22 protein-coding genes are annotated in these 26850 nt (G+C 52.7%); 9 read left to right on the forward strand and 13 right to left on the reverse strand.

What is annotated here, in order from left to right:
- The first annotated feature begins 52 nt into the window (after nucleotides 1–52).
- Complete coding sequence (infB, locus tag ACAW75_RS17995) at nucleotides 53–3361, forward strand: translation initiation factor IF-2 (RefSeq protein ID WP_370730136.1); 3309 nt, start codon at nucleotides 53–55, stop codon at nucleotides 3359–3361.
- 92 nt (nucleotides 3362–3453) lie between these two features.
- On the opposite strand, the gene rhaT is transcribed toward infB, so the two are convergent.
- Nucleotides 3454–4491, reverse strand: coding sequence for an L-rhamnose/proton symporter RhaT (gene rhaT, locus ACAW75_RS18000; RefSeq protein ID WP_370730137.1), 1038 nt, complete (start codon nucleotides 4489–4491; stop codon nucleotides 3454–3456).
- A gap of 194 nt (nucleotides 4492–4685) precedes the next feature.
- Between rhaT and ACAW75_RS18005 the strand changes: the two genes are divergently transcribed.
- Nucleotides 4686–5081 (forward strand): response regulator, encoded by a 396-nt coding sequence (locus ACAW75_RS18005; RefSeq protein WP_370730138.1) that lies wholly within the window; start codon nucleotides 4686–4688, stop codon nucleotides 5079–5081.
- A 76-nt stretch (nucleotides 5082–5157) separates the two neighbouring features.
- Here ACAW75_RS18005 and ACAW75_RS18010 read toward each other — a convergent pair whose 3' ends face one another.
- Together ACAW75_RS18010 and ACAW75_RS18015 are read right to left on the reverse strand one after the other, a co-directional pair.
- Nucleotides 5158–6354 carry a M20 metallopeptidase family protein gene (locus ACAW75_RS18010; protein WP_370730139.1) on the reverse strand — a complete coding sequence of 399 codons (1197 nt, stop codon included), beginning with the start codon at nucleotides 6352–6354 and terminating at the stop codon, nucleotides 5158–5160.
- An 87-nt stretch (nucleotides 6355–6441) separates the two neighbouring features.
- Nucleotides 6442–7152, reverse strand: coding sequence for an RDD family protein (locus tag ACAW75_RS18015; RefSeq protein ID WP_370730140.1), 711 nt, complete (start codon nucleotides 7150–7152; stop codon nucleotides 6442–6444).
- 196 nt (nucleotides 7153–7348) lie between these two features.
- On the opposite strand from ACAW75_RS18015, the gene ACAW75_RS18020 reads away from it, so the two are divergent.
- The 7 genes from ACAW75_RS18020 to ACAW75_RS18050 all read left to right on the forward strand — a co-directional run bounded on the left by ACAW75_RS18020 (nucleotide 7349) and on the right by ACAW75_RS18050 (nucleotide 14671).
- Nucleotides 7349–8296: a stage II sporulation protein M gene (locus ACAW75_RS18020; protein WP_370730217.1), complete on the forward strand. Its 948-nt coding sequence runs from the start codon at nucleotides 7349–7351 to the stop codon at nucleotides 8294–8296.
- Nucleotides 8297–8308: 12 nt separating this feature from the next.
- A complete protein-coding gene (locus ACAW75_RS18025) occupies nucleotides 8309–9199 on the forward strand; it encodes a DUF7847 domain-containing protein (protein WP_370730141.1) in 891 nt (296 codons plus the stop codon).
- 64 nt (nucleotides 9200–9263) lie between these two features.
- Nucleotides 9264–10067 carry a DUF4129 domain-containing protein gene (locus ACAW75_RS18030; RefSeq protein ID WP_370730142.1) on the forward strand — a complete coding sequence of 268 codons (804 nt, stop codon included), beginning with the start codon at nucleotides 9264–9266 and terminating at the stop codon, nucleotides 10065–10067.
- Nucleotides 10068–10153: 86 nt separating this feature from the next.
- Nucleotides 10154–11350 (forward strand): DUF4350 domain-containing protein, encoded by a 1197-nt coding sequence (locus ACAW75_RS18035; RefSeq protein ID WP_370730143.1) that lies wholly within the window; start codon nucleotides 10154–10156, stop codon nucleotides 11348–11350.
- A gap of 53 nt (nucleotides 11351–11403) precedes the next feature.
- Nucleotides 11404–12381 carry an AAA family ATPase gene (locus tag ACAW75_RS18040; protein ID WP_370730144.1) on the forward strand — a complete coding sequence of 326 codons (978 nt, stop codon included), beginning with the start codon at nucleotides 11404–11406 and terminating at the stop codon, nucleotides 12379–12381.
- Between the two features lie 54 nt (nucleotides 12382–12435).
- Entirely contained in the window at nucleotides 12436–13797 is a 1362-nt protein-coding gene (locus ACAW75_RS18045; protein WP_370730145.1) for a DUF58 domain-containing protein, read from the forward strand.
- A 49-nt stretch (nucleotides 13798–13846) separates the two neighbouring features.
- A complete protein-coding gene (locus tag ACAW75_RS18050) occupies nucleotides 13847–14671 on the forward strand; it encodes an SGNH/GDSL hydrolase family protein (RefSeq protein WP_370730146.1) in 825 nt (274 codons plus the stop codon).
- A gap of 67 nt (nucleotides 14672–14738) precedes the next feature.
- On the opposite strand, the gene ACAW75_RS18055 is transcribed toward ACAW75_RS18050, so the two are convergent.
- The 10 genes from ACAW75_RS18055 to ACAW75_RS18100 form a co-directional block, all read right to left on the reverse strand.
- Nucleotides 14739–15611, reverse strand: coding sequence for a zinc metalloprotease (locus tag ACAW75_RS18055; protein ID WP_370730147.1), 873 nt, complete (start codon nucleotides 15609–15611; stop codon nucleotides 14739–14741).
- A gap of 286 nt (nucleotides 15612–15897) precedes the next feature.
- Complete coding sequence (locus ACAW75_RS18060; RefSeq protein ID WP_370730148.1) at nucleotides 15898–16743, reverse strand: ABC transporter ATP-binding protein; 846 nt, start codon at nucleotides 16741–16743, stop codon at nucleotides 15898–15900.
- A gap of 14 nt (nucleotides 16744–16757) precedes the next feature.
- Complete coding sequence (gene ntrB, locus ACAW75_RS18065; RefSeq protein WP_370730149.1) at nucleotides 16758–17534, reverse strand: nitrate ABC transporter permease; 777 nt, start codon at nucleotides 17532–17534, stop codon at nucleotides 16758–16760.
- A gap of 65 nt (nucleotides 17535–17599) precedes the next feature.
- Nucleotides 17600–18805, reverse strand: coding sequence for a CmpA/NrtA family ABC transporter substrate-binding protein (locus ACAW75_RS18070; protein ID WP_370730150.1), 1206 nt, complete (start codon nucleotides 18803–18805; stop codon nucleotides 17600–17602).
- A 105-nt stretch (nucleotides 18806–18910) separates the two neighbouring features.
- Complete coding sequence (locus ACAW75_RS18075; protein ID WP_370730151.1) at nucleotides 18911–20452, reverse strand: alginate export family protein; 1542 nt, start codon at nucleotides 20450–20452, stop codon at nucleotides 18911–18913.
- A gap of 292 nt (nucleotides 20453–20744) precedes the next feature.
- A complete protein-coding gene (locus ACAW75_RS18080; protein ID WP_370730152.1) occupies nucleotides 20745–21566 on the reverse strand; it encodes a PhzF family phenazine biosynthesis protein in 822 nt (273 codons plus the stop codon).
- Nucleotides 21563–22303: a hypothetical protein gene (locus ACAW75_RS18085; protein ID WP_370730153.1), complete on the reverse strand. Its 741-nt coding sequence runs from the start codon at nucleotides 22301–22303 to the stop codon at nucleotides 21563–21565. Before ACAW75_RS18085 ends, ACAW75_RS18080 begins: the two co-directional genes overlap by 4 nt.
- Entirely contained in the window at nucleotides 22300–22587 is a 288-nt protein-coding gene (locus ACAW75_RS18090) for a YciI family protein (RefSeq protein ID WP_370730154.1), read from the reverse strand. The genes ACAW75_RS18085 and ACAW75_RS18090 overlap by 4 nt, the downstream gene beginning before the upstream one ends.
- Before the next feature lie 45 nt (nucleotides 22588–22632).
- Nucleotides 22633–23895, reverse strand: a complete 1263-nt coding sequence (locus ACAW75_RS18095) for an AGE family epimerase/isomerase (protein WP_370730155.1) — start codon at nucleotides 23893–23895, stop codon at nucleotides 22633–22635.
- Nucleotides 23896–24158: 263 nt separating this feature from the next.
- Nucleotides 24159–26468, reverse strand: a complete 2310-nt coding sequence (locus ACAW75_RS18100) for a T9SS type A sorting domain-containing protein (RefSeq protein WP_370730156.1) — start codon at nucleotides 26466–26468, stop codon at nucleotides 24159–24161.
- Between the last annotated feature and the right edge of the window lie 382 nt (nucleotides 26469–26850).

The following is a 26850-nucleotide window of genomic DNA, read 5'->3' on the forward strand; positions in this document are numbered from 1 at the left end:
TTGTTATAACTGTATAAACAACCATTAATTTTGTCGGGTCTAAACCGAACGTATGGCAGAAGATAAATCAATGCGCCTGAGCCAAGTGGCAAAAATTCTCAACAAAGGATTGTCCTCTGTTGCGAGTACGCTATCTGCCAAAGGGTTCAAGGTAGAAATAAACCCTAATACCAAAATCAGCACTGAACAGCTAGAGGTATTAGCGAAGGAATTTAAAGCAAACGATCTCTTGAACGGGACCCGCAAGTCGGCTGATGCACCTGCACCAGCAGAGGCGCACCGTGAGGCACCGGCCCGTCGAGATGATGACTACCTGCCTCGCTATTCGCGTGATGAGCAGACACGCCCAAGCGCATCAGAGGGCGGTAAGACGGGTTCTACTGGAGAACCTGTTAAACCTGTTTCACAACCGGCACAGCGTGAGGCTGCCCCGGTGTCGGGCCTGCCAGGTCTGACAGTGGTCGGGAAAATAGATCTGAATGCACCGCGGCCCGCGCCACCTGTTCAGGCAGAACGCACACCCGCCCCGGTGCCTGCTGTACCGGCAAAAGCACCCGAGGCGCCGAAGCCTGCCGTGGCGCCCGTGCCAGAAGCGAAAGCGCCTGCCAGTACGCCTGCGCCTCAACCCGCTCCGGTGGTTACACCACAAGCGGTGGCCCCAGCGCCTAAACCCGTTGAGGTGCCTGTTCCGGCTCCCGTCATTGAAGCGAAGCCGGTTGTACCGGCAGCGCCTGCAGCTGTTTCGACGCCTAAACCCGTGGAGACTCGCCAGCCTGAGGCGCCTAAGCCATCGCCAGAACCACCAAAAGCGGTTGAAACGCCTCGTCCCGCGCCAACGCCAGCCCCTGTGGCGGCTGCACCGGTAGCGCCTAAGGCTCCTGAAGTGGCTAAAACAGATGAGCCAACAGACCAACCTGACCAGCCAGTAGAAACAATACGGGCAGAAGGTAGCGTACAATTGAAAGGCTTGACCGTGAAAGGAACGATTGATCTGACTCAGTTCAATCGCCCTCAGGGAGGTGGCGCAGCCAGCCGCGACAAGAAGGGTAAACGGAAACGGATTCCTAATGCCAATGATCGTCGGCCAGGCCAGCCTAATCAAGGTGGCGCACAACCACAGGCTGGTGGACAAGCACAGGGTACTGCTCCTCGTGAGGGACAGCCTCGGGGCGACCGCCAGGGCTACCAGGGTGGTGATCGTAACCAGGCCCAGGGTGACCGGAACAATCAGAACCGGCCTGCGCAAGGCCAAGGGCAGGGAGCTGGAAATACCAGTGGCAACCGCCCGAATACGAATGCGCCAGCTGGCAATAACCAGAATCAGAACCGCCCCTCTACCGGACAGGGCGGTGGTACTACCAACCAGGGTCAGGGCCGGAATAGCAATGGGCCACGTCCTGGGAGCGGAAACGATAAAAAGCGTGGAGGCGACCGCCGCGATGCGCCCTCTAAACAGGAAGTGTCGGCCAACATTCGGGCTACCAACGCTCGAATGACTGGTGGCAATACCCGCACCAACCGCGGAGCCGATCGTCGCCGTGACCGTCGTAACCAACGTGAAGAGGATCGTCGCCTCTTGACAGAACAGGAAGAACTGGAAGCAAAAACCCTGAAAGTAACGGAGTTTGTGTCGGCCAACGATCTATCGTCACTGATGGACGTGTCGATTAACGAAGTTATTTCAGTTTGCCTCAGCGCAGGTATGTTCGTCTCGATCAACCAGCGCCTCGATGCCGAAGCGATCACGTTCATTGCCGATGAATTTGGTTTCGACATTCAGTTTGTTTCAGCCGAAGAGGAAACGGAAGCTGGCCTGGATGAAACGCCTGATGCTGAAGAAGACTTACACCTTCGGGCGCCAATTGTGACCATCATGGGTCACGTTGACCATGGTAAAACATCGCTGCTTGATTACATTCGCCGTGCTAAAGTGGCAGCTGGCGAGGCAGGGGGTATTACCCAGCACATTGGTGCGTATAGCGTAAAAACGGAAGATGGCCGTATGGTGACCTTTCTGGATACGCCTGGTCACGAAGCCTTTACGGCCATGCGTGCCCGGGGTGCTAAGGTGACTGACGTTGTTATTATCGTGATTGCCGCTGATGATAGTATCATGCCACAAACGCGGGAAGCGATCAATCATGCGCAGGTAGCTGGTGTACCAATTGTCTTTGCTTTCTCGAAAGTAGATAAGCCGGGTGCCGACGCTGAGAAAATCCGGAACGAACTGGCGCAAATGAACCTGTTAGTCGAAGATTGGGGCGGTAAATACCAGTCGCAGGAGATTTCATCGAAATCAGGTCTTGGTATCGATGAACTGCTGGAGAAAGTATTGCTCGAAGCTGAAGTACTTGAACTGAAAGCGAATCCCGATCGCCGCGCCACTGGTACGGTTGTAGAAGCCACTCTCGATAAGGGACGTGGGTACGTTACCACCGTACTTGTACAAAATGGTACGCTTCGCCAGGGTGACATCATGCTGGTAGGAGCGCACTACGGTCGCATCCGGGCTATGACCAATGACCGGGGCGAACGCATCAAGGAAGCGGGGCCTTCACAACCCGTGCAGATCCTGGGTCTACCCGGAGCCCCACAGGCTGGTGATAAATTCAACGTAATGGAAACGGACCGCGAGGCCCGCGAAATTGCCAACAAGCGTGAGCAGTTACTGCGTGAGCAGACCTTACGTACCCGTAAGCACATTACGCTCGAAGAAATTGGCCGCCGGAAAGCAATCGGTTCTTTTAAAGAACTGAACGTGATTGTTAAAGGCGACGTAGATGGTTCGGTGGAAGCACTTTCTGATTCGCTCCTGCAATTGTCAACGGGCGAAGTGCAAGTGAATATCATTCACAAGGCGGTGGGTCAGATTTCGGAGTCAGACGTGCTGCTGGCGTCAACGGCCGATGCTATCATCGTTGGTTTCCAGGTACGTCCCTCGTCGAATGCCCGTAAGCTGGCCGAGCAGGAGCAGATCGAAATTCGGATGTATTCGATCATCTATGATGCCATCAATGAGATCAAAGATGCCATGGAGGGCCTGCTGGCTCCAACGCAGGAAGAGGTTATCACGGGTAATATCGAAGTGCGTGAAGTGTTCAAGATCAGCAAGATCGGTACGGTGGCAGGTTGCTACGTGACCGATGGCGCTGTGAAACGGAATCATAAGATTCGGGTGATCCGCGACTTCATCGTTATTCATACCGGTGAGATTAGCGCGTTGAAGCGTTTCAAAGACGACGTCAATGAGGTACGGACCGGCTATGAATGCGGCTTGAGTATCAAAGGGTTCAATGATATCGAAGTAGGCGATGTTATTGAAGGCTTCGAGATGAAAGAAGTAAAACGCACACTGGCCTAGTCAGCTCTGGTCATTTCGTTACCATTATACAACAGAAAGCCCGACCTCAAAAGAGGTCGGGCTTTCTGTTGTATAATGGTAACCCTGGCCGTTTATTCTGCGAGATAGTTGCCAATACCGACGATAACGGTAGATAGAACAACCGTAGCAATACCCAGGGAAATTGTGCGCAGGGTGGGCCGGTTCGCTCCCTTCCACTCATGCAGGTATAACCCCCAGAAACTACTAAAAGCGATGATAAACGCCATATGAAGCGTCCAGCCTGAGAACCGGTAAGCGCCCATTTTACTGTCGCCCATTCCGTAGAAAAAGAACTGAAAGTACCACGTAAATCCGGCCAGTGCACAGAATAACACGTTGGTCCAGATGGGCGTAGCTTGATTGCTATAGTCGGTGTAGGTGCGGTTACGGATATTGAGGTAGATAGTCCAGATAGCATTTGTGGTGAGGCCGCCAAGCAGAATAATAACCAGCGTAGCGTTGTTCATATACAGGCTATCGGCTCCATGTTTGACAGCCAGCTCGGAGATTGGCTGGCCGGCTGTGAGCCCGAACGAGAAGCAGGCGCTCAGGATACCTGAGAATATGGCAACGGCCAGCCCTTTACGGATGTCGAACTCGGTAATAACGGCTTTCTTTTCCTCATCGGTTAAATGACGTTCTTTCATCATACCAGCCAGGCCACAGATGCCGATGCCCAGCACGCAGACCCCAACGCCCAGCAGGACAAATTGTCCTGAAGTAGTCCGAAGTAATTCACTGATTGTACCCAGGTAGATAGGGGGGACCAGCGTACCAAATACAGCACATAGCCCAAGCGTGACAGCCATGCCCAAAGAGAGGCCCAGATAACGCATGGCCAATCCGAACGTCAGCCCGCCAAAGCCCCACAGTACGCCCCAACCGTAAGTCCAGAGTAAGGTGTCGGTAGGCGACTCTTTCAATACCGCCAACAAATCAGGGACTGTTAGGGAGCCCATGACAAATGGAGCAACTAACCAGGAGAACAAGCCTCCAACGAGCCAGTAGCTTTCCCAGGCCCAGCCTTTCACTTTTCTATACGGTAAATAAAAACTCCCCGACGCGAACCCGCCGAGTGCATGCAAGACAACACCCCAGAATACAGCCATTTTATCTACTTTTTATACCAAAGCTAGCCAATATGGTTTCTACCGCTTTCCTGCTCCTACCTGCTACCCGTAAAAAAGCCAGCTGCCAGTGATAAAGAAATAAAAAAGGAGCGATTCAGACCCAGTTCCATTAGACAGGCAGCACGTATGCGAGTTGTTTCGTAAGTTTGTTACCCATTTGCTAGAACATTATTATGCCTCAACCGGTCCGGATTCTGCTTGTTGAAGATGACGAAGATGATATCACGTTTTTCGAACTGGCGCTGAAAAAACAGTCAATTGCCACTCAACTTATCACCTTGACGGACGGTGATCAGGTGATGCCGTACCTCACCGGTACAAGCGAACATCCTGATTTGATGGTACTGGACTTGAATTTACCCAAGTTGCCTGGACGCGACGTACTCACGCAGGTAAAGCAATCGCCTGTTGGTCAAGATATTCCGGTTGTGATCCTGTCTACATCGTCGGCCCAGGAAGACAACGATTTCTGTCTGGCTCACGGGGCCGACCGTTTTTTAACCAAGCCTACCTCCCTGACCTCGCTCAGCACAATGATTGCAGAAGTGCTGGATGTCACGCTTAAATAGGTAGTGAGCAGTAACCGGGTAATTCAGGGTTAGCTTTTTATGGCATTGGGGGCGGCAAATGCCTTTGATCATCGGCCTAATTGCCTGCTAACTCCTGTACCGCCAGCCAGGCCATTAGTCCGGGGCCGATTGCCAGGGCCGTTTCATCGATGTCAAATGTAGGGGTGTGTACGCCACTAGTGATGCCGCGGGCTTCATTTCGCGTGCCGAGGCGGTAAAAGCACGAATCAACCACCTGCGAGTAAAAAGCAAAGTCCTCACCGGCCATCCATAGATCAAGGTCTATCACGTTTTCACGGCCCATGTAGGCTTCTGTCTGGGTACGTAGCCGACGGGTAAGCTCTGGCTGGTTTTGAAGAAAAGGATAGCCTTTTACGCGGGTGAATTCACAGGTACCCCCCATGGCGTCGGCCATTGTTTCGGCCATTTTCTGCATCTGAGCTATACCTTTCTCGCGCCATTCTTCATTCATACACCTGAATGTGCCTTCGATCTCCACATAATTAGGAATAACGTTGGTAACGCCATCGGCAATAAAACGACCGAAAGAAAGCACAGACGGACTGGCGGGCGGACGGTTACGGCTAATGATCTGCTGCAGAGCCACAATAAGGTGCGAAGCAATCAGGACGGGGTCGATCAGGTTGTCTGGCATTGCTGCATGGCCACCTTTACCCCGAACGGTCATGTAGATCTCATCAGTGCTGGCCATGTACATACCTTCCCGAAAACCAATTTTTCCTACAGGTACGTTGGGGGCCACGTGCTGGCCAATCATGCCGTTGGGACGGGGATTATCCAGTACCCCTTCCCGAATCATGAGCGAAGCGCCACCAGGCGCTTTTTCTTCAGCGGGCTGAAAGACCAGTTTTACAGTACCTGAAAACTGATCCCGTACCTCGGTTAGAATACGGGCGGTGCTTAACAAGCTGGCTGTATGCACATCATGTCCGCAGGCATGCATCACGCCCTCGACCGTCGACTTATAAGGAACGTCATTTGCCTCGTGGATAGGCAACGCGTCCATATCGGCCCGAAGCCCAACAACACGGCTGGAATCGCCGGGCTTTGTTCCGGCTATCAAGGCTACTACGCCTGTTCCGGCAATGCCTTCCTGCGGTTGTAGCCCAAGCGCAGTCAGTTCACTCGCCACAAAGCGGGCTGTTTGCTGTTCATGAAAAGAAAGTTCAGGGTGGGCGTGCAGGTGGCGACGTACCTGAACGGTATCCTGAGCGAAGCGCTCAGCGAGCATTTTTATGGATGAAAGGAGCATAGCTGTAAAGACAAAGTTGGACATGGCTATTTTCCGCTGACGCTACCCTGAAACTGGTAGTCGCCATGAGGGTAGCCGCGGCTTCGTTTATTCCTGCATCGACAGGAATTGATAATCGTTAATGATTGCCGTTAAAAATTCATACGTACCCAGGTTGGTTGCCGGTATATTCAGCACCTCCTTAAGTCTATTGGCGGTAAGCTCAGCGGCATCAGACGTACCCCGACGGAGCACCTCCCGAACCACCTGAATATCGCGGTCAGCTAATTGCCGGACACCCTCGAACTGTACCTGGTAGGTCGCTGGCAAGGAGTTATAAATAACCTCATTGAGTTGTACTTTAGGCTGTAATCGGATCACGGTGGTGCCAGCCGCCAGGTCGCCCAGCCGCTGCCCTTTTCCTGAAGCCGCCACGCAGACAATGGCCACGATACCGCTGAAGATCCGGGTGTCGATGAGTCGCAATAGCCAGCGGAGCAGGTAAGCACCAATGCCGGGTTGCGAACCATCCAGCATGACCACTTTGATTTTCAGGGCTATTTTGCCAATGCTCTGCCCATTCAGTAACCACTCGCAGAAGAAATCGTAGAGGAAAATCGGGAGGATAGCGACCACCATCACATAAACGACGGACTTGTCGCCACTCATCCAGCCGGCACTGGCGGGTAAGGCAATCGTAAGGACTATCCAGGCGGCAAACACGACGTAATCGAGGAGGGTCGCAAAGATACGGTCGCCAATACTGGCAGGTTCGTACTCAAGCAGGACGTTCTGGGTGGTCTGGATCGAGACAGCCATTGATAAACGATAAATGGTAAACCTATCCGAATGGACACGAATTGTTGTCCGGTTCAAAGATACCCGGTTGATCTCGTTTATGACTCGTCATTTTTTATGATTAATCGTCGACATACGCCATAAACTTTGCCGGGAGTTGAGTAACTTTCCCATGTCGATTACCCCAGGTCGGCCTATTGACTCGCCTTCATTGACCATGCGTGAAGCTGCTTTTGTGAAACGGAACACAGCCAAGTGGGCCGATATTGAGCGAAATCCAACCCGTGATCCCGACGAACTCACAGCACGCTATGTTGAATTGACAGACGATTTATCCTATGCCCGCACCTTCTACCCAGAATCGAATGTGACGAGGTATCTGAATGGGCTGGCTGCACAGATGCACCGGGGGCTGATGCAAAATAAACGGGAAGAACGGGGCCGGTTTGTTTCATTCTGGACCCATGAACTGCCCACTTTATTCTATCAGTCGCATCGCATGCTGGCCGTTTCGGCCGTTTTCTTCCTGGTAGCCTGCGGCATAGGCTGGCTTTCAGCGATCAATGACCCAACCTTTGTCCGGCTGATTCTGGGTGACGAGTACGTGAATATGACGCTCGAAAACATCAGGAAAGGTAATCCGCTGGGGGTGTACGGCGGGAGCGATCAGGCCTCGATGTTTTTCCAGATCACCATCAACAACATTGGTGTGTCATTGCGGGCGTTCGTTGCCGGTGTCATTGCCTCGGTGGGCACGTTGGTGATGCTGTTCTATAATGGTGTGATGCTGGGGGCGTTTCAGGCGTTCTTCTACGAAAGGGGGTTGCTTGGTCAGTCGTTTCTGAAAATCTGGATTCACGGTACGCTCGAAATATCGGCCATTGTTATTGCCGGCGCCGCTGGTCTGACAATGGGGAATAGCCTACTCTTTCCGGGTACGTTGCCACGGCTGGAATCCTTTAAACGAGGCGCTAAGCAAGGCTTGAAAATTGCCGTTGGGCTGGTGCCGATCTTCATTGTAGCGGGATTTCTGGAAAGCTTTGTTACACGTATGAGCCTTCCACCGGTGGTAAGTCTGCTAATCATCGGTAGTTCGGCCGCGTTCATTATCTGGTATTTTGTTCTGTATCCTATTCGCTTATACCGCTCGCAACACCCTGCTTAACTTCTTCTCTTTATGATTCAATTTGAACAGCGCCGCGACTTCGGCGAGAAAATCAATGCAACGTTTGCGTTTGCTACCGAGCAAATTCGCGGTCTGGCCTTGGCGCTCCTGTACATCGTTGGTCCCGTTGCGCTGATTGGCGGTATCATTTCCGGTTATGGCCAAAGCGAATTGCTGGGAACCGCCACATCGGCCACTACACCCGACAAACTGCTGTCTTTATACGCCAGTATCTTTTCGGGGAGTCGACTGATCGGGATGGTGTTTCAGCTACTGGCCTACGTGCTGACCAGCTTAGTCACCTTTTCCTATATACGGCTGTATCGACAGCAACTCAATGAGCAGCCGATCGAGGTGAGCGCTGTCTGGGCAGAGGTACAACAGTACATTGGTACAGGGGTGCTGCTGTCTATTGCCAGTGCGTTGATGGTCGGGTTCGGTTTTGCCCTGCTGGTACTTCCGGGTATCTACATGATTGTTGCCTTAACACTGGCTCCCGCCGCCCTTGTCTTTGAACGGCAGGAGGTTGGGCAGGCCATAAGTCGAAGTTTTAAACTGGTCAGCGGGAACTGGTGGTCCGTATGTGGGCTACTCTTCGTCGTTGGCATCGTCGTCAGTATTTTGGGTATGGTATTTACGTTACCGGCTGGTATCGTAGGTGGGTTATTCGGCGCTGGTCTCCTGAAAGACGTAACGATACTATCTACTGTTTTTACCGCCCTGGCCTCAGTAGGCGGCGCTGTATTGCAGGGGCTATCGGCCACGGCGACGGCTTTTCAGTATTTTTCGCTGATCGAAGAGAAGGAAGGGACTGGGCTCTTACATCAGATTGAGTCAATTGGAGGGACCACCCAACGGCCGGGAATGACTTCACTAAATCGGGAAGAGGAAGGCGAGTATTAATTCGTTTGTCAATCATCAGGTTATCGGTGGGGCCGACGGCTAAAAGGGATTTGATCAGGTACGTATGCTGGTAAAAAAACTGTTTTTGGTTGGGCTGCTAACCTTTTTTTGGGTCGATTGGGCCAGTGCGCAGGATTCAACCAACGTAGCGCCGGGCAGTGAGAACGAGGTAGTGATAAGCCCGGAAGATAAGGATATGGAGGCGAAGACAGATTCGGTAGCCGCCATTCGGGATACCACGACCTATGCCGTTGCCGATGACCGGTTGCCACTTACCGTACGGTCGGTTGATCGGGGGAAGTTACGTGCCATTCAGGGCAACCGGGCCTACCGTTATGGGAATGATGCGCCGCCTACCGCCAGCCTTTGGGATCAGTTCTGGAACTGGTTTTGGTATAAAGTAGGTGAGTTGTTACGGACAAAGGCGTATCGGAATATCGGGCAATATGTGTTGTTGCTGGCCATTGCCGGACTGGTGATCTGGTTGCTTTATAAGGCCGAAGTACTGGCAAACATCTTTCCGAACCGAGCCAAACAAACAGGCTTAGGCTACGAAACGCTGGATGAGAATATTCATCAGATCAATTTCAGCGACCGTATCGATGAAGCCATCGCATCCCGCAACTACCGGATGGCGGTACGACTACTATATCTGCAAACGCTGAAGAACCTGACAGACCGGGGACTAATTCGCTGGCAACCCAACAAAACCAACCGTCAGTATGCGCAGGAATTAACGGGTAACCCCAACCGATTGGGGTTCGAGCAGTTGACCAGTCAGTTCGATTACGTCTGGTACGGTGATTTTCCGATCGACGAAACTCGATTTCAACTGGTTCGCCAACAGTTTCAAGCGTTCAATGAGTAGTTATTTATGCCATTACGCGGTCATCTGCTACACTGTCATTCGATAGTGATTCACCGCAAATGCCCGCATAATGCACCACGTAATGCATGCGCCCAAACAAATACATACTCTTTCTGCTGGCTACACTGATTGCGTTTGTCGCGTTCGAGTATTACAAACCCAAGCCCATTGACTGGCGACCAACGTACCAGAACAACGACAAAATTCCGTTTGGGACACAGGCCGTTTTTGAGTTGCTGCCCAGCCTGATGCACCAGCGAACAATTGAGAGCGTGCGGTTGCCCGTTTATAACCTGCTCACCGAAACCCGGATGCCCGCCAGGAGCAATTATCTGGCTGTTTGTGAAACGTTCGCGGCGGGGGCCTACGACACCCGCGAGTTGCTCAGGTACGTTGCCCGGGGGAATTCAGCCTTTTTGTCGGCCTATAGTTTCTCGGATACGTTAAGCCGCGCACTGGGTTTTAAGGCCGAGATAAAAGATCCACTCAAGGCCGATTCAACCCTTCGCTCCAATTTTGTGGGACCGGGGCTGGCAACGAAAAACGGCTACAACTTTCGGCACGACGATGGCCGAAACTTTCTGGTGGTGAAGAAGCCCCGAACGGGTATCACTGTGCTGGCCCGGAATACCCGGAATGAGGCTATCTTTCTGCGTATCCCGCATGGGCAAGGCGTTTTTTATATCCACAACCTGCCCCTGGCGTTTACTAATTACTACCTGCTGGAACCTGCCTCGGCCGATTACATGACGAAAGCGTTTTCGTACCTGCCCACGCAGCCCACCTATTGGGATGAGTTTCAGAAGCAGGGTCGTTTCAATGAAGATGAGCAGTCGTTGTTACGGTACATTCACAAACAACCCGCGTTGAACTGGGCGTACTACATTGCTCTGTTTGGGCTGATCCTTTACGCGTTGTTTGCGGGTAAACGTACCCAGCGTATTATTCCGGTGGTGCAACTGCCACAAAACACCTCGCTGGCTTTTGTGAAAACAGTGGGGCGAATGTATTTCCAGCAGAATGACCACGACAATGTGGCCCGAAAGAAAATCCGGTACTTTCTGGCCAGCCTCCGCGAACGGTATTTTCTGAACACCCAGCAGCTCGACGCGGAATTTACCGAAACACTGGCCCGTAAAAGCGGCGTCCCGCTCGACGAGACGCAGCAACTGGTTCGTATCTTAGGTCAGGCACAGCGGGCTATTTCATTATCCGAATTTGATTTACTGACCATCAACGCCACCATTGAGAACTTCAACGCGGCTACTGCCAGTAAGATCTAAAACCAAAATGGGTCGATGAACAGGTCGACTACTGATAAACTGATATTTCCTGCATGGAACAACCTTTTGATACACGCGTTGATCTTCAGGGCCTTCGTACGGCCATCGACGCTATTCGCACCGAAATTGGAAAAGTAATTGTTGGGCAACACCAACCCATCGATCTGCTGCTGACTGCGCTTCTGGCCGATGGGCACGTGCTCATCGAAGGGGTGCCCGGCGTGGCCAAGACCCTAACGGCAAGGTTGCTGGCCAAAACAGTTTCGGTTCAGTTCAGCCGCATCCAGTTTACGCCCGATCTGATGCCATCGGATGTATTGGGTACGTCGGTGTTTAGCCCCAAAACAGCCGAATTCTCGTTTAAGCACGGGCCGATATTTGCCAACATCGTGCTGATCGATGAGATCAACCGGGCACCGGCTAAAACGCAGGCCGCTTTGTTCGAGGCCATGGAAGAGCGCCAGGTTACCAACGACGGTACCACGTACCTGCTGCCGCCACCGTTTATGGTGCTGGCAACACAAAACCCGATTGAGCAGGAAGGTACGTACCGCCTGCCCGAAGCTCAGCTCGACCGTTTTCTGTTCAAAATCGTGGTGGGTTATCCCGAGCAGGCCGAAGAAGTCGATATTCTGCGCGGTCATCACCAGCGCCGGAACCTGACCGACGCTCTGGAAGCCATTCAGGCCGTGCTCAGCGCCGAGCAATTGCAGGAGATACGGAATAAGGTCAGCCAGGTGCATGTCGAGGAAAACCTCTTCGACTACATCGCCCAGATTATCAGAAGTACGCGGGCCAATAAATCACTCTATCTGGGCGCGTCGCCACGAGCTGCTGTGGCCTTGCTGAACAGTGCCAAAGCGCTGGCTACGCTGCGTGGGCGCGATTTCATTACGCCCGAAGATGTACAGGAACTGGCAATCCCGGTACTTCGTCACCGTATTCTGCTCACGCCGGAACGCGAAATGGAAGGTGCCACGGCCGATGACGTCATCACCCAACTGATTCAAAAAGTAGACGTGCCGCGCTAACCAGACCCGGTGCGTACCATCGATCAGGCCTGTGCCAGCTGATAAACTGCGACTATGACCCTACTTCGTGCCTTATTTGTTTCCCTACGTGTCTGGTTTATCCTGGCGGGCTTTGCAGTGAGCTTTGTACTGGCCTATGCGTTACCGATACTCTTTCCGGTAGTGCAAATCGCCTTCGCCGTTTTCGTGTTGCTGCTACTGATTGAAGTAGTACTGCTGTTCCGGGCCGGCGCCGCTGGTGGGCAGGCTATCTTTTTTGCGCGCCGCGAAATGCCCGACCGCCTGTCTAATGGTGACGAGAACCCCATTACACTCTACCTAGAAAGTCGCTACGCGTTTGAGACACCAGTAGACATTGTGGATGAGATTCCGTTTCAGTTTCAGCGGCGTGATGTGTTGTTTACGGCTACCCTCAAGCCCAACGAAACCAAGGTGATTCGCTATGAACTACGTCCGACGCGCCGGGGCGAATACAGCTTCGGGGCGATCAACGTTTTTGTGATGACCCCGATGAAATTACTGAAACGGCGATTTCAATTTGAAAAAGGGCGGTTGGTGCCCGTCTATCCGTCGTATCTGCAAATGCGTCAATATGAACTGCTGGCGGCCAGTAACCGGCTGACTGAAGTGGGCATCAAACGCCTCCGGCGAATTGGGCACAGCATGGAATTTGAACAGGTACGTCCCTATACGCAGGGCGATGACCTGCGCACCATTAACTGGAAAGCAACAGCCCGGCGGTCTGACCCAACCCAATCGAATCTGGTGGTGAATGCCTTTCAGGATGAGCGATCACAGGCTGTTTATTGCCTGATCGACAAAGGCCGGGTGATGCGATCACCCTTTGATGGGTTGACCCTGCTCGATTACGCGATCAATGCGTCGTTGGTGCTCAGTAACATTGCCCTGTTAAAACAGGACCGGGCAGGAATCATTACGTTTTCTGATCGAATTGGGCAGATCGTAGCCGCCGAACGACGGCCAGGGCATATGCTTAAAATCCTGGACGTATTATACCGACAGAAAACGCGTTACCTCGAGACTGATTTTGAAGGCTTATACGCTACTGTTCGGTCGCAGGTACGTCAGCGCGGGCTGCTGTTGCTGTTTACCAATTTTGAAACCCTCAGCGGCATGCATCGACAACTGCCTTACCTGCGCCGGTTAGCCAAGGAACACTTGTTACTGGTCGTCTTTTTCGACAATACGGAGTTACGTACCCTACTTGATACACCCGCCTACGATACCGAGCAGATTTATCTGAAGACGATCGCCGAGAAGTTTTCGTACGAAAAACAACTGATCGTTAAAGAATTAGGCCAATATGGGATTCAGAGTATTCTCACGGCTCCCCGCGATCTGACCGCCAATACGGTTAACAAGTACCTGGAACTGAAGGCAAGGGGCATGATTTAGGGCTGGGCCTGTAGGTAAATTAGTGTGCTGGTATCCTTACTCGCATACCATGAAAAAACTGCTGATCTTTCTTGCACTGGGCGGCCTGCTGAGCTCATTTGACCGAAAAGAACTGACCTGGACAGCCATTGGCGATTCGATAACGTACCTGAACGACCACACGAACGAGACTGGTGACCGGATCACGAAAGGGTATCTGACCCGGATTACTGATAAACTGCCCTACATCCACTACACCAACCAGGGCCACAATGGCTGGACGGCGATTCGTATGGCGCAGTCGATCGAAACGCTGGGTTTGGGTAAAGCCGACATTTACTCCGTTTTTCTGGGAACCAACGACTGGTGGGCGGGTAAGCCGCTGGGCCGTTTTGCTGACTACCAGACCAATACGGGAACCGCCACTGTATACGGGGCATTCCGAATCATCATCGATAAACTGCGAAGCCTGAACCCGCAGGCGCATATCGTGCTGATCACGCCCATGCAACGGGCTGATTTTGTTTACCTGACTAATTTTAAAAATAATGCTTTTGGCTCTTATAAGCCCAAAAACGGGCAGCAGTTGGAGTCGTTTGCCAACGCCGTTGATTCAATTGGCCGTTTTGAACAGGTTCCTGTGCTCGACTTATATCACCTCAAAAGCCTGGACGTGAAGCAGCTGGTAAAATACAAGCGACTAAAAAATCCTCAAACAGGTGTGTACACCAACTATAAATACCCCGCCTTTATTGATGTGCCGTTCAATCCCGAAGCCGACGAATACCCATACCCGCTAGAGGCTGTTGATAAAACGTACGATGGGCTGCACCCATCAGATAAAGGTTACGCGCTGATTACGCGGGGTTTATTCAAAATAATGAAGAAGTACTGATACTCTCCTTCACAAAAAGGGCTACAGGTACGTACCTGTAGCCCTTTTTAGTAAGTCATTTGAAAGGCTATTGAACAAAGGCGTTCCGAACGCCATCTGAGGCAAACAACGCCCGACTACGGGTTGTCTGACCGTTGGTGAACATGTACATGCATAGATCATTCGTGTAATCCATGTAGTTCATGAACAGATCGCCGTTGGCTCCATTCCCACAGGTAACGTGTGGGAATGATGGACAACCATAGTTAGCTGTTTGCTGGGTAGGGGTGTCGGTAACCAGGTCGTTTCCGCAATTGGCGTCGCCCCAGATATGGCGTAGATTCAGCCAGTGCCCAATTTCGTGCGTTGCCGTGCGGCCTTTGTCGTAGGGAGCCGCAAAATAGCCACCTGAGGTAACGATACTACTACTACCGAAATACTCAGGGCCAATGACAACACCGTCGGTAGCACTTGACCCACCAGGGAACTGAGCGTAACCAAGAATCCCGCCACCAATATTACAAATCCAGATATTGAGGTTATGCGCCGGATCGATTGGATCAACGCCGCCTTTCTTACTGCTCTTCATAGCATCCCGCGTACCCCACGACGTTTTACTCGACTGCTTGCGGTCAATACCAGCCAGCGTAAACTGGATCTGCATATTGGAAGCCAGCCCTGAAAAAGCACCTGGCAAGTTGCTTACGTCGCTGTTTGTTTTGCTAAAATCCCGATTCAGCACCGTAATCTGCGACTGAATCTGTTCATTGCTGATATTCTGCTGGGTCGAACTGTAAATGACGTGCACCCGGACCGGGATAGTGATAACACCCGTATAAGGTACTGATACTGCAGCCACTCTACCGTTGCGCTGGGCAAACTTCTCTGCGTGCTTATCGATCTCTTCCAGCTTGTTGGCAATGCTGGGATTTTCCTTGATATTTTCAGCGAGCACATCCATCGTAGCGCAGGATCGGGGCGAATCCCCTTGCCGGGCGTTTTGGTTTGCAGTGGCTGAGCCGGCGGATTGATCGACGGTTGGCTCGAAACAGGAAGAAACTGCTCCGATTAGGGCTATACAAAATATTGGGAGAGTTAGCTTGCGCATACTGATTAGTTGGTTATCTACTACAATGTATAGAAAAAATTCTGTTAATAGCTTCGTTGTAGATGCCTATAACTAAAAGATCTTCTACGACTATCACCAGACAGTCGTAGAAGATCGATACTAAAGCGTGTAACAGGGGCTAAACGTCTTCGATAGAAAACTCCTTCACCAGCAGACTTAGTAAACGGTCGTGTGCTTCCATGTATTCAGGTAAATGAACAATGGCTTTCTTATGCCGTGGCCGGGGTAGCTGTACGTCAACAATTTCCCGGATCGTAGCGGCAGGGCCATCGTTCATGACCACCACGCGGTCGGCCAAAAAGATGGCTTCTTCGATATCGTGCGTCACCATAACGATGGTTTTGTCGCGGTTATCGAGGTTCCAGAGCTTCAGGAGTTCAATGTGCATGGTCCCCTTTGTCAGGGCATCCAGCGCACCGAATGGTTCATCCAGTAACAAAATGCTGGGGTTGATGGCAAAGGCGCGGGCAATGGCTGTTCGCTGCTTCATCCCGCCCGATAAATGCCCCGGTAGTTTGTCTTTGTGCGTGAAGAGGTTCACCGCCTTCAGGTTCTCGGTAACAAGGGCTTCTTTTTCTGCTTTCGATAGGTCCGGGCGGCACGAGTCAACGGCTTCGTACACATTACGCCACACCGTCAGCCAGGGTAGGAGCGAGTAGTTCTGGAAGACAACGCCGCGATCTGGGCCAGGGCCGGTTACGCGTTTTCCATTGGCCTGAACCTCGCCCTGACTGGGCTTTACCATGCCCGCAATGGCATTCAGGATCGTAGACTTACCACAGCCTGAGTGACCGATGATACAGACAATCTCGCCTTTCCGAACGGTCAGGTTTATGTCCTGAACAGCGGTATAGGTGCCTTTTTTGTCTGGAAATGAGATCGTCAGGTTGTTGATTTCGATACTGGTTGGCTGAATGAGCTTGTGGTACTCACTAGCTGAGTCGATAAGGGGAAGCGTTTCCATAAAAAGCCGGTACATTAAGCGTAGGTAAAACGCTTTTGGAGTAGGTTGAAAAATTTGTCGAACAGTAGACCTACGGCGCCAATAATGAGGATGGCCGACAGGATTTTTTCCAGGCTCAGGGCATTCCAGCTGTCCCATACGAAAAAGCCAATACCCATACCCCCCGATAACATTTCGCCCGCGACAATGACCATCCAGGCAACGCCGATGCTCAGGCGCAAGCCCGTAATGATGTGTGGCAGGGCATAAGGCAGTACCACTTTCGAGACGTATTTCCAGGTGGTGAAACCAAACACTTTAGCCACATTCCGGTGATCAGTGGGTATCGTCGACACGCCGAAGGCCGTATTGATCAACGTGGGCCAGAGGCTGGTAATGGCGATGATGAACACCGTGGCTCCGTCAGACGCTTTAAAGGCGAGCAGCCCGAGGGGAAACCAGGCCAGCGGCGAAACAGGACGGAGCACCTGCACCAATGGATTCAGCAGATTCATGCCAACGCGGCTGCTGCCCATCAGCAGGCCAAGGGGAACAGCGATCAGACTGCCAAGTGCAAAACCGGTCAACACGCGTTTAATGGAACTCCAGAGCTGCACACCAATCCCTTTGTCATTGGGTCCGTAGTCATAGAATGGATCGGCGAGCATCTCGCTAAATACGGCCCAGGTCATGCCCGGCGTTGGTATCTCGTTAGTGGTCAGCATCGATACGGCCGACCAGATTCCCAACAGTATGCCCATGCTTCCCAGGAAGTAGAGGATGGGGGCGATTCGTTGAAGTAGGTTGTTCATAAATCCAGTTTTCTGTTTACTGTCTTCTGGTGGCTGCGGTGAGCAGCCACCAGAAGACAGTAGATTTATTTTTTCGTGCTGGCGAGGTAGGCGGTGATATTAGTCGGGTCGAAGGCCACGTCGTAGGTGGTTTTAAACGTTTTCATATCATCGGTTGCCACAGGTACGTTCATGCTCCTGGCTACCTCTGCATACAGGTCGTCGAGAATTAGTTTCTCGGCGATGCCTTTGTAATCCGGAGCCGATTTGAGATAGCCAAACCGCATGTACTGCGCCAGGAACCACATGCCGTGCACCTTACGGGGCGTATTCACGAAGCCTTTGTTGAAAAACGTCATGTAATCGTCCTTGTATTTCTGCACACCGAGTTCGCAGCCCAGGTCGTTGGATCCCAGCAGCCGGGCTTCGATAACCTGAAGCGGGGCGTTGACATAATAAGGCTTTGTGAGCCATTGGGCGGCCTTTTTACGATTACCCATGTTATCGAGCCACTGGCAGGCCTCCAGCACCGCCTTCATCACTTTTTTCAGGTCTTCTTTTCTGGTGTTGGCAAACGCCGAATTGACCACCAGGGCTTTCTCAGGGTGATGTTTCCAGATATCCTGACTGGCGATCTCAGTGAACCCGACGTTTTGCGTAGCGGCTACGCCATTCCATGGCTCGCCTACACAGAACCCCTCCATGTTATCGACGCGCATATTGGCCACCATCTGCGGCGGTGGAATGGTGATGATACCCACCGACTTCTGACTGACGCCTGCCGCTGCCAGCCAGTTGCGAAGCCAGATGTCGTGCGTGCCACCGGGGAAGGTCATGGCAAACGTCACTTCTTTTCGGGCCTGTACCTGCTTCACCGCACCGGCTACATGACTGAGGTCTTTGAAGCCGACCATGCCACAAAAATCTTTTGAGAGGGTGATGCCCTGGCCGTTGTTGTTCAGCACCATAGCGATCTTCATTTCTGAGCCAGCCTTACCGCCCACGCCCGTGTAGACTGAAAAAGGCATACTGAAGAGGCAATGGGCACCTTCCAGCTCCCCGTTCAGTACTTTGTCACGGATGTTAGCCCACGACGCTTCTTTAGACAACTCTACGTTGACCCCGTATTTCTGAAATAGGCCAAGCTCTTTGGCTACAACCAGCGGAGCACAGTCGGTAAGGGGAATGAATCCCAGTTTAATGGTTTCGGAAGCTGGACGAAGGCCAAGCGCTGCCCAGACCGTGCCGCCCAGCACAGCGGCCGACAGCAGATTACGAACGAATGATTTCATGATAGATCAGGATGATGTTAATAGCGTGGCCCGCTCGCCGGAGGCATAGCGGCGTAGGAACGTACCTGCCATACAGGCAAGCGGGCCACGCTTTGTTGGGGTCACTTACTGCTTAATAGCCACTGGTTTGGTGTAGAGGAAATCGGGCCTGATGTTGATCATCAGGTACAGCCAGTTGGCCTCGTGGTTTGCTTTGTCCATCGTGCTTCGCTTCACGTACTCGAGGCTATTCGTAGCTGACAGATGGCTGTAGCCCAGTTCCAGGTTGGTGAACTTGTTCAGGTTATAGTTCACGATCAGATCAATCTCCTGCCCCAGTTGGCTGGGTAATACGCCGCCGGTGGCGTCCAGGCCATTTTTGGTGGGAGCCGCCAGCGCGAAGTTGTGCAGATCGGCCGTGACAAACAGGTTGGGGTTTGCGACATACTTAAACTTGAGAAAGCCGTTTGCCAATCCACCAACTGGCGAGCCCGTACCCACATAGAAGTAGTCCATGTAGCCCCAATGCTTATGTGGTGTGCCATAGAGTGGATCAAAACGGTTGTTCTTCCCGCTTGGCGTCACGGTGTTATTACCCGACACCACTTCGTAGCCCGGCCCGAACGATAAACGGCCGCGTTGTAACATCAGGTTACCGCCGTAGTAATAAGCATCAATATCAACGCCCGTTGGATCGGTACCGGTTTGCTGATAGCCAAATGCCTGCCAGGCCAATTTCCCGATTCTGGACGAAGCATTACCGACCAGGCCGGTAAGCATGGCTCCGTATGTATACCGGCTATTGGTGCCTTCTACGTCATAACGGCGACCATACACAACGCCCGTTGCCGAAGCGCCCAGGGAATCGGTGCGGTATTTGGCGAAATCGTCTTTCAGACCCAGCAGCGATAGTTTTGTCTGCCCGAACTTGCGGCTCAGGTACAAAAACTGCATGGATTTGAACTGCTGCGTTTGCCCATTCGTACTGGCTGTATTGGCCAGCACAGGCGCGCCTCCTTTTCCATTGGTGGGCAGAAAGCCGCTCGGAACAGCCACCAGATTTCCTTTCGAGTTGGCTACATAGGTCGGTGCGTTACCGGGCGTGTAGAACGTGCCTGTAGTACCAAAAGCGTCGGTATTCTGGTTGAAGGCAAGGCCCAGGTCAATTTGCCAGCCGCGTTTCATCCCCTTGAACAGAAGGGCATCGAACCGGCGTCCCTGTTGTAGCCAGTCGAGGTTGCCGAGCAGGCGAACATCATCGTAGACGAACTCCTGACGGCCGATTTTCATTGCCAGGTTATCGAATGCCTTAAACTTCAGTGTCGTATCGGCGCTGTTGGCCAGCACCACCTCAGCCCATGCCTCGTGCAGAAATAACTTGTTGCCGTCTGTAGCCGTAATACTGGAGGCATCCTGCCCCCAAACCCGTACATCGCGCAGGGTAGCGCCAAACGTGAGGCGATCCCATTTGTAGCCGAACGTAAGTCCTGTTCGCTGCGATGTGAATGCGGCGGCTGGTGCGCCAATCGGGTTAAGTGTTCCGAGGCCGTCCCGAATCTCCGTTCGGGTACGTAGCTGCCCCACTAGCGTCATCTGTGCTTTTGCAGATCCAGTAAGAAGGAGTCCTGCAAAAACAAGCCGCCACTTGTTTTTGTAGACACTGTTCATTGAAATAGTTGACTTGTTTAAAGGTGGAAAAAAGGTATGATCAATGGCTGTTTAGTGATTATACTTAGTGTTAATGACTTATCAAATGTGCAGGATATTACTTATGTTTCAAACCTATTTTTCGGAATATTATTCTTTTTAAGTAAAATTCTTCAAAATTTTAAACCTCTTTTTGCTCATAATGCAATTTTTTATCAAAAACAGGTTGATTTTTAATCTTCTCAGATTGGAAACAGAAAGGGCCGACAGCATGGCTATCGGCCCTTTGGGGGCTGTATATGGGCTGGCTGGGCTACTCTGCCAGCTCGCCTTTAAGATAGAGCCGTACCTGACCAGCGATATCTACCCGATTGGACTCGTGTTTGAGTTTGCAGCGCAAAAAGCCACCCCGTGCGGAAACCTGCTGCGCTGTCAGCGTATTTTTACTCAGTTTTTCGGCCCAGTATGGGGTGAGTGTCGTATGGGCTGAACCTGTGACGGGGTCTTCATCAATCCCAGATTGCGGCGCGAAGAAACGGGACACAAAATCAACCTCATTGCCGGGTGCTGTCACAATAATGCCCCGCGCTGGCACGGAGGTCAGTTCGCGGAAATCGGGGGCCAGCAGTTCAATGTCGGCCTGGGTAGCATAAACGACCATAAAGTCTGTTTTTCCCTTGTGGATCTCCAGTGGCTTTGGTCCTTTCAAACCGGCCAGTAAGGCTGGTGGCTGCACAGCAGCTTTATGAAGCACATCGGCGGGAAAATCGAGTACCAGCCAGTTATCATCTTCCCGGCAAACGGTCAGCTGGCCACTGCGCGAATCAAATGTGATCTGAGTGGCTTCGGGTTTTTCTTCCAGGAAAAAAACAACGTACCCAGCTGCCAGTGTAGCATGGCCACATAGATCCACCTCAACCGTGGGCGTGAACCAGCGAATATGAAAACCTGATTCGGTACGGATGTAGAAGGCAGTTTCGGCCAGATTATTTTCGGCCGCAATGGCCTGCATACGCTCGTCGGGCAACCATTCGTTCTGGTCAGTTAACGGAACAACGGCCGCCGGATTGCCGGTAAACAATTGATCAGTGAAAGCGTCGAGCTGGTAAATGCGAAAGGAAGGGGAGGAGGTCATTTAAAGGAGATAGTCAGGTTTTCGACAATAGGATTTAATTTTTGCATGGCCGGGTTGTTCGAGGGGAACTCCTGGTCGCCCATCAGCGATTCGTACAGCTTTTCCTGGGAGGCAGCTTGGGACTCTGGTACACCGAAGCCCAACCCGATATACGTTTTTCCGTCTTTCTGGTCAAGCGCCCCACCTTTCCATCCCGACGAAAGGCCACCGTAGTCCCAGCCGAAGCCGTAAAGCGCGAACGGGCGGCCATTGATTTTCTCAACCTGGCGGAGTGTCATACCAAGCACCAGTCCTTTATCCGTGATCCACTGCGGGTTTGACCCGGCTATCAAGCGGTTTTCTGCATCTCTGGCTGGTCTGAGCAATACTGTTTCGGGGCGCGCAAAATGACGGTTGTCGGCCCACAAAATCTGCGCCTGATTGGCCGTGTTTTTAAACAGCGTTGTGCCAATTTCGAAATTTCCTTCCGCCACGTAGATTGTGTCCCTACTCACATGTTCAACGCCTAATAAACGAATTAAACTGGCTTCGGTGGCATTGGCTGTAACAGCGCCTACCTGAATGCCGGGTATAATCAGAAAATTGTTAGGCGACGGACCGGGCGATTCTGAAGTAGACTGTATAACCGAGGCCTGGCTGATTGACGAATCAGGTAACGACTGAGCGGTGTGGTCCTGCCTGTGTTGGCAGGCGGAAACGACAACCAGCAGAAGAATGCATACATAGTGGTGTTTCATACAACGGCCTGTCGAAATGGCTTAATGTCGATTCGGTCCCATACCTTGTTCTGTACGTATGGCTCCCAGGATAACCAGTCCTGAAGCTGAGACTCGTCGGCAAAATCCAGCAGCATCATTGAGCCAATCATGCGCCCGTCAGGATCGAGCAGGGCTCCCCCCAGGATAAAGTGGCCTTCAGCCTTCAGGCGGCGGGCGCCCTCGAAGTGAGCAGGCCGGGCGGCCATGCGGCGATCAAGCGCATCAGCATCAGTGCCGTCATAGGCATGAACAACATATAACACAATACAAGTGGTTTAGGAGGAGTTGCAAGATACCAAAATCACGGATTATATAACCGTAGATTGTATACCTGCGCCGCGTATGCCAACGGGCTGCAACAGGGCACATTGATCCAGGTGCTGCCAGGTGGTGGCGAGTCCGCGAATCAGCGCGTAACAACCCGTTTCAGCCGTCGCCTTAAACAAGTTTACAGGCTGGAGGTGGGTGTCTAGCAACAAATGCCAGCTGGTGGCTGGCTTTTCATCAGGAAAATGCTGGAAGGTGTAATCGTATATCCGTTTGATCCAGCGGGGGGCTTCGGGATGACGGGTGTGCCAGTAGCCATTTGTCAGCGCCGCCAGCGCTGACAAATGATCTGTTGCGGTTCGGTAATCGCTGCCGATAAATGGAAGGGGCTGCTCTTTCCAGTCGAGCCATCGGTCGAGGCCTGGCCGGTCGTCTTTCCGGCCTCCGGGCTGAACAGGCCAGGCCCATTCGCAGGTGCGCAGGCACCAGTTAGTGGCCTGTAGCGTCAGTTTCCGGTTGCCCAGCAACGTACCCACATCAATCAGCAGGCAGGCGGCTTCCATGGTCAGGCCCGTAGCGATACGTCGGCCTTCCGGGGTATTGCTAAACGCGCCCCCCGGTCCAACATATTCGCGCAGCACGTCGTGTCGCTTATCGAGAAACTCGTTCAGCAACTCGTCCAGCAACGGTTCTGTCGCTTCCTTCCAATCGGTAACGGCAAATAGTGAACGGGCGTCAACGAGCGCCCGAAGCAGCGAAAGTGGCTGACTGAGATGGCTGAGCGGCTGAGGCTCGTTACTGGTTGACAGCCGGGCTTCCCGATGGGCCTGATAAGCCCTGAGAATGCCCTGAAACGTCTGTTTAGCCAGCATAGCCCACTGGTCGTCGCCGGTTGCCTGATGAATCTGTGCATACGCTGCCGCTACCCGCGCCCCAGTCAACGGATCATGAACGGGCAGGAAGGTAGAAGTAGCCATGCATGTTGGGTTGCCTATACGATCCAGGTACGTATGACAACCCATCTGCGGTGTATGCGCGTGTTCGGCCAGAAAGTCGGCACCATGCAGGGCGTGATCGAGCCAGTCGGGCTGGGCGTCTATGTTCGTATATAGGTAGGCAAAAGCCCAAACCTGTTCTGCCTGACGGGCCACTGTTTTGTGAGCGTCTACGGTGTGACCGTCTGTAGTAAGGTAGTCGAAATAGCCGCCGCCCAGGCCATCACAGGCATATTTGAGCCAGAAAGGGAGACACTCATCAATGAGCGCTGTCTGGCAGTGGGTCGCTATTTTGTGGAAATCAATCAACGAAACGGTGAGGCACTAACCCTATTGCTGCTAGGAGGAGTGTATGGCCGGAAGCAAAGTTCAACAATAAACCGGCGCGGCCAACTACCACAAGCACGTTCTGCGCAACTTTCTGAACGGTTGCTGGTCCAGAGCGCGTACGTAGCCAGTCAACAGGCGTAGCCGGGTACGTTCGCAAGGTTGTTCGGTTGCGCGGTGACTTGCTCACGGTGACACTCGGGCCTCGACCGTGGACCAAAGATGGCAACAGGGAATATGCCGGTTTATTGCTTAACGATTCGTCGGCTAACCTGCTTTCCGTCGGCCATCACCTGCAAAATATACAGACCGGCCGGTTGGTCTGCCAGCGATAGTTGAGTCGACTGTGCCTGCGTTTGCTGCCTGATCACGGCATGGCCGTTTGCATCGACTAGCAGGATGGTAGCCGCCTGGGTCAGGAGCGAAGGGTCTAGCTGAACGGTGAGCTGGCTGGTTGCCGGCACCGGGAATACTTTCACGAGCGATGCGAAAGGTTCAATGGCAAGCAATGGGGAGACTGTTATTACTACCCGGCCCGAAATATTGGTACTGAGGCTGCACCCGTTGCCCACGCTGATTAGTTGATAGGAGGTTGTGCGGGTCGGCTTTACCGACAGGGTGTAGGGGTTCGAACTGGTCGTTACAAACTGGAGGTCTCCTAATACGTTGGTACTATCCTGATAGGAAAAGGTCCAGGGGCCATCGCCGGTGAAGTTGACAAGCAGTTTAGCCACGCCGCCGTCACTGATATTGGGCGTTGTAGTCGATAAGGTAGCTGAGGTCTGGCCAGCCACCGTAAGCGTTGTGGCACTGGGGGTGCCGATGATCGGATACTTTGGGTTTGTGGCAATTACCCGGACCAGATACGTACCTGATGTGGCGGAAAGCGGCAGTGTGCCGGTTAACTGGGATACGCCCACCTGTTGCACAATAACCAGATCTGAATAGCTGATCTTAGAGGTGTCGGGATTGGTGCGGGCAATCTGGAGCCGAAAAATATTGCCAGGGTTGAATGTACCCGCTACCTGAAAAGTAGCCGTGACCGTGCTGCCTGAACAAGCCGTAGCCGATTGGAGTGTTAACGTACGGATAGTAGGCACCAACACGGATACGGTGGCTGTTGCCGGGCTGCCGGGCAGTCCGGTACCACAGCCGTTACTGACTTCGGAAACCTGATACACGGCGGATCGTAGCGGCGTCAGTACAAGCGTCGTATCTTTCGTGGCCGTGCCCGTCAGCATAGTGGTAGCGGGTGTCGATGTAATCTGATACCGATAGGGGCCGGTGCCGGTAAAGCTGAGCTGAAGGGGTAGGTCAGTGCCAATAATAATATTTTTCCCACCCGAAATAGAGAGGGTAGGCGCTGCCTGAACCACCACGCGAATGGCTAGCTGAGCGCTGGGACAACCACTTGTAGTCGACTGGGCGACGTAGTATATATCGCCGTTGGGTGTCTTGCTGGCATTAAGTGTCGACGGGCTGGGGGCCGCCGTTGAGGTAGCGCCCGTAGGGTCTGTCCAGATCAGGTTCGTTCCGGTAGCTACCAAGGGTTCTGCTGCCGCTCCCCGGCATAGTTCGATGAACGTTTTAGGGGCAGTTGGGGCTGCTGAAGCCGTCTGAACAATGACGTTTACCGAGGCGGGAGCGCTTTCGCAACGATCGAGCGACTGGGTTACCCGGTAGACAGACGTACCCGGCACTGCTGTGGCCGGAATAGCCGTTGATCCGGTCAGGGCCGTTCCCGAAGCATTATACCAGGCAAGTTCCGCCCCGGCATAGGTGCTAGTGGCCGACAGGGGGGCTGCCGTTTGCGACTGGCAGTAGGTGAGCGACGAAACCGAGACAGACGGCGCCGCAGGGCGTAGCTTAACTTCTGTGGTTAAATACGATACCGATCCGGGCTGTTCAACCAGATTACACCCCTTTGTTTCGTCAATGGCAACGTACCTGAAGTTATAGGTGGTTTTACCAACGGCAGTTGGGTTAATTACTGGCGCCGTAAAGGTGCGCTGACCTGTACTGGCCAGCGCAGTGCCTATATCGTACAGAACCCGGTAGTTGTTGGGAACCGGTCCCAGCAGCATGGATAACGACAGGGGCGAGTCGTTCTGGCAAAACGTGTACTGACTGGTGTAAGCACCACTCGGCTGTGCCAGCAGAACAGGGGCCGAAGCAGGTTGCGTTTTAATGAATAGGGCAGTAGGGCATTCAGACCCGATTGTGGCCGGGTTGCTGATGATGATCCTAAGTTTATAGGTACCGGTGGCCAACAGATCGATCAGCGTAATAGACGCCGTGTATTGCCCTGTTACCGGATTGCCAATCACGGCATTGGCAGGCAGCGTGATTGTTTCGGAGCCCTTACTGAACTGAACGGAATATTTGTTGCCGGTGCCCACGGGCCCCGATAGGGTAAACGGTATATCGACAACCGTGTTGGGGCAAACCGACGTTTGATTGAGCGCCTGTGTGGTAATAACAGTTTGGGCAGATACGGATAGATGAAGATAAAGAAGACCCGGTAGCAGGAATAATAAGCGTAAAAGTATCGTCATACAGCAACGGTGGATTGGGCACGAAGTAAGCTTGAGATACAGGGTAACAGGATGAGTGATACCTGCTTCGTCTATATTGAGACGTATAATCTCTGAAAAGTCAAATGCCGGTCCCAAAAAAGGTGCCCTGGCTCAGAACGATCTGGCTTTCAGGGACTAATAGATCCGCGTTTCATAGGCCGTCGCGTAGCCAGATGTGTTCTGCTACGGCCCTGAAACACATACACATCGGCGGGCTGCTTGCTTAGGTTAAGTTGGCTGACGAGCTGACGATTGCGAAAATACCTTCGCCTGATAGCCCTCCGTTCGTTTATCGATCGCAACTTCCAGGCTGAAATTCCAGTATGGCTGGGCGTAGACCGACCGACAGGATCTAGGTCAG

Source organism: Fibrella arboris, from assembly GCF_041321095.1.
Classification (GTDB): domain Bacteria; phylum Bacteroidota; class Bacteroidia; order Cytophagales; family Spirosomataceae; genus Fibrella; species Fibrella arboris.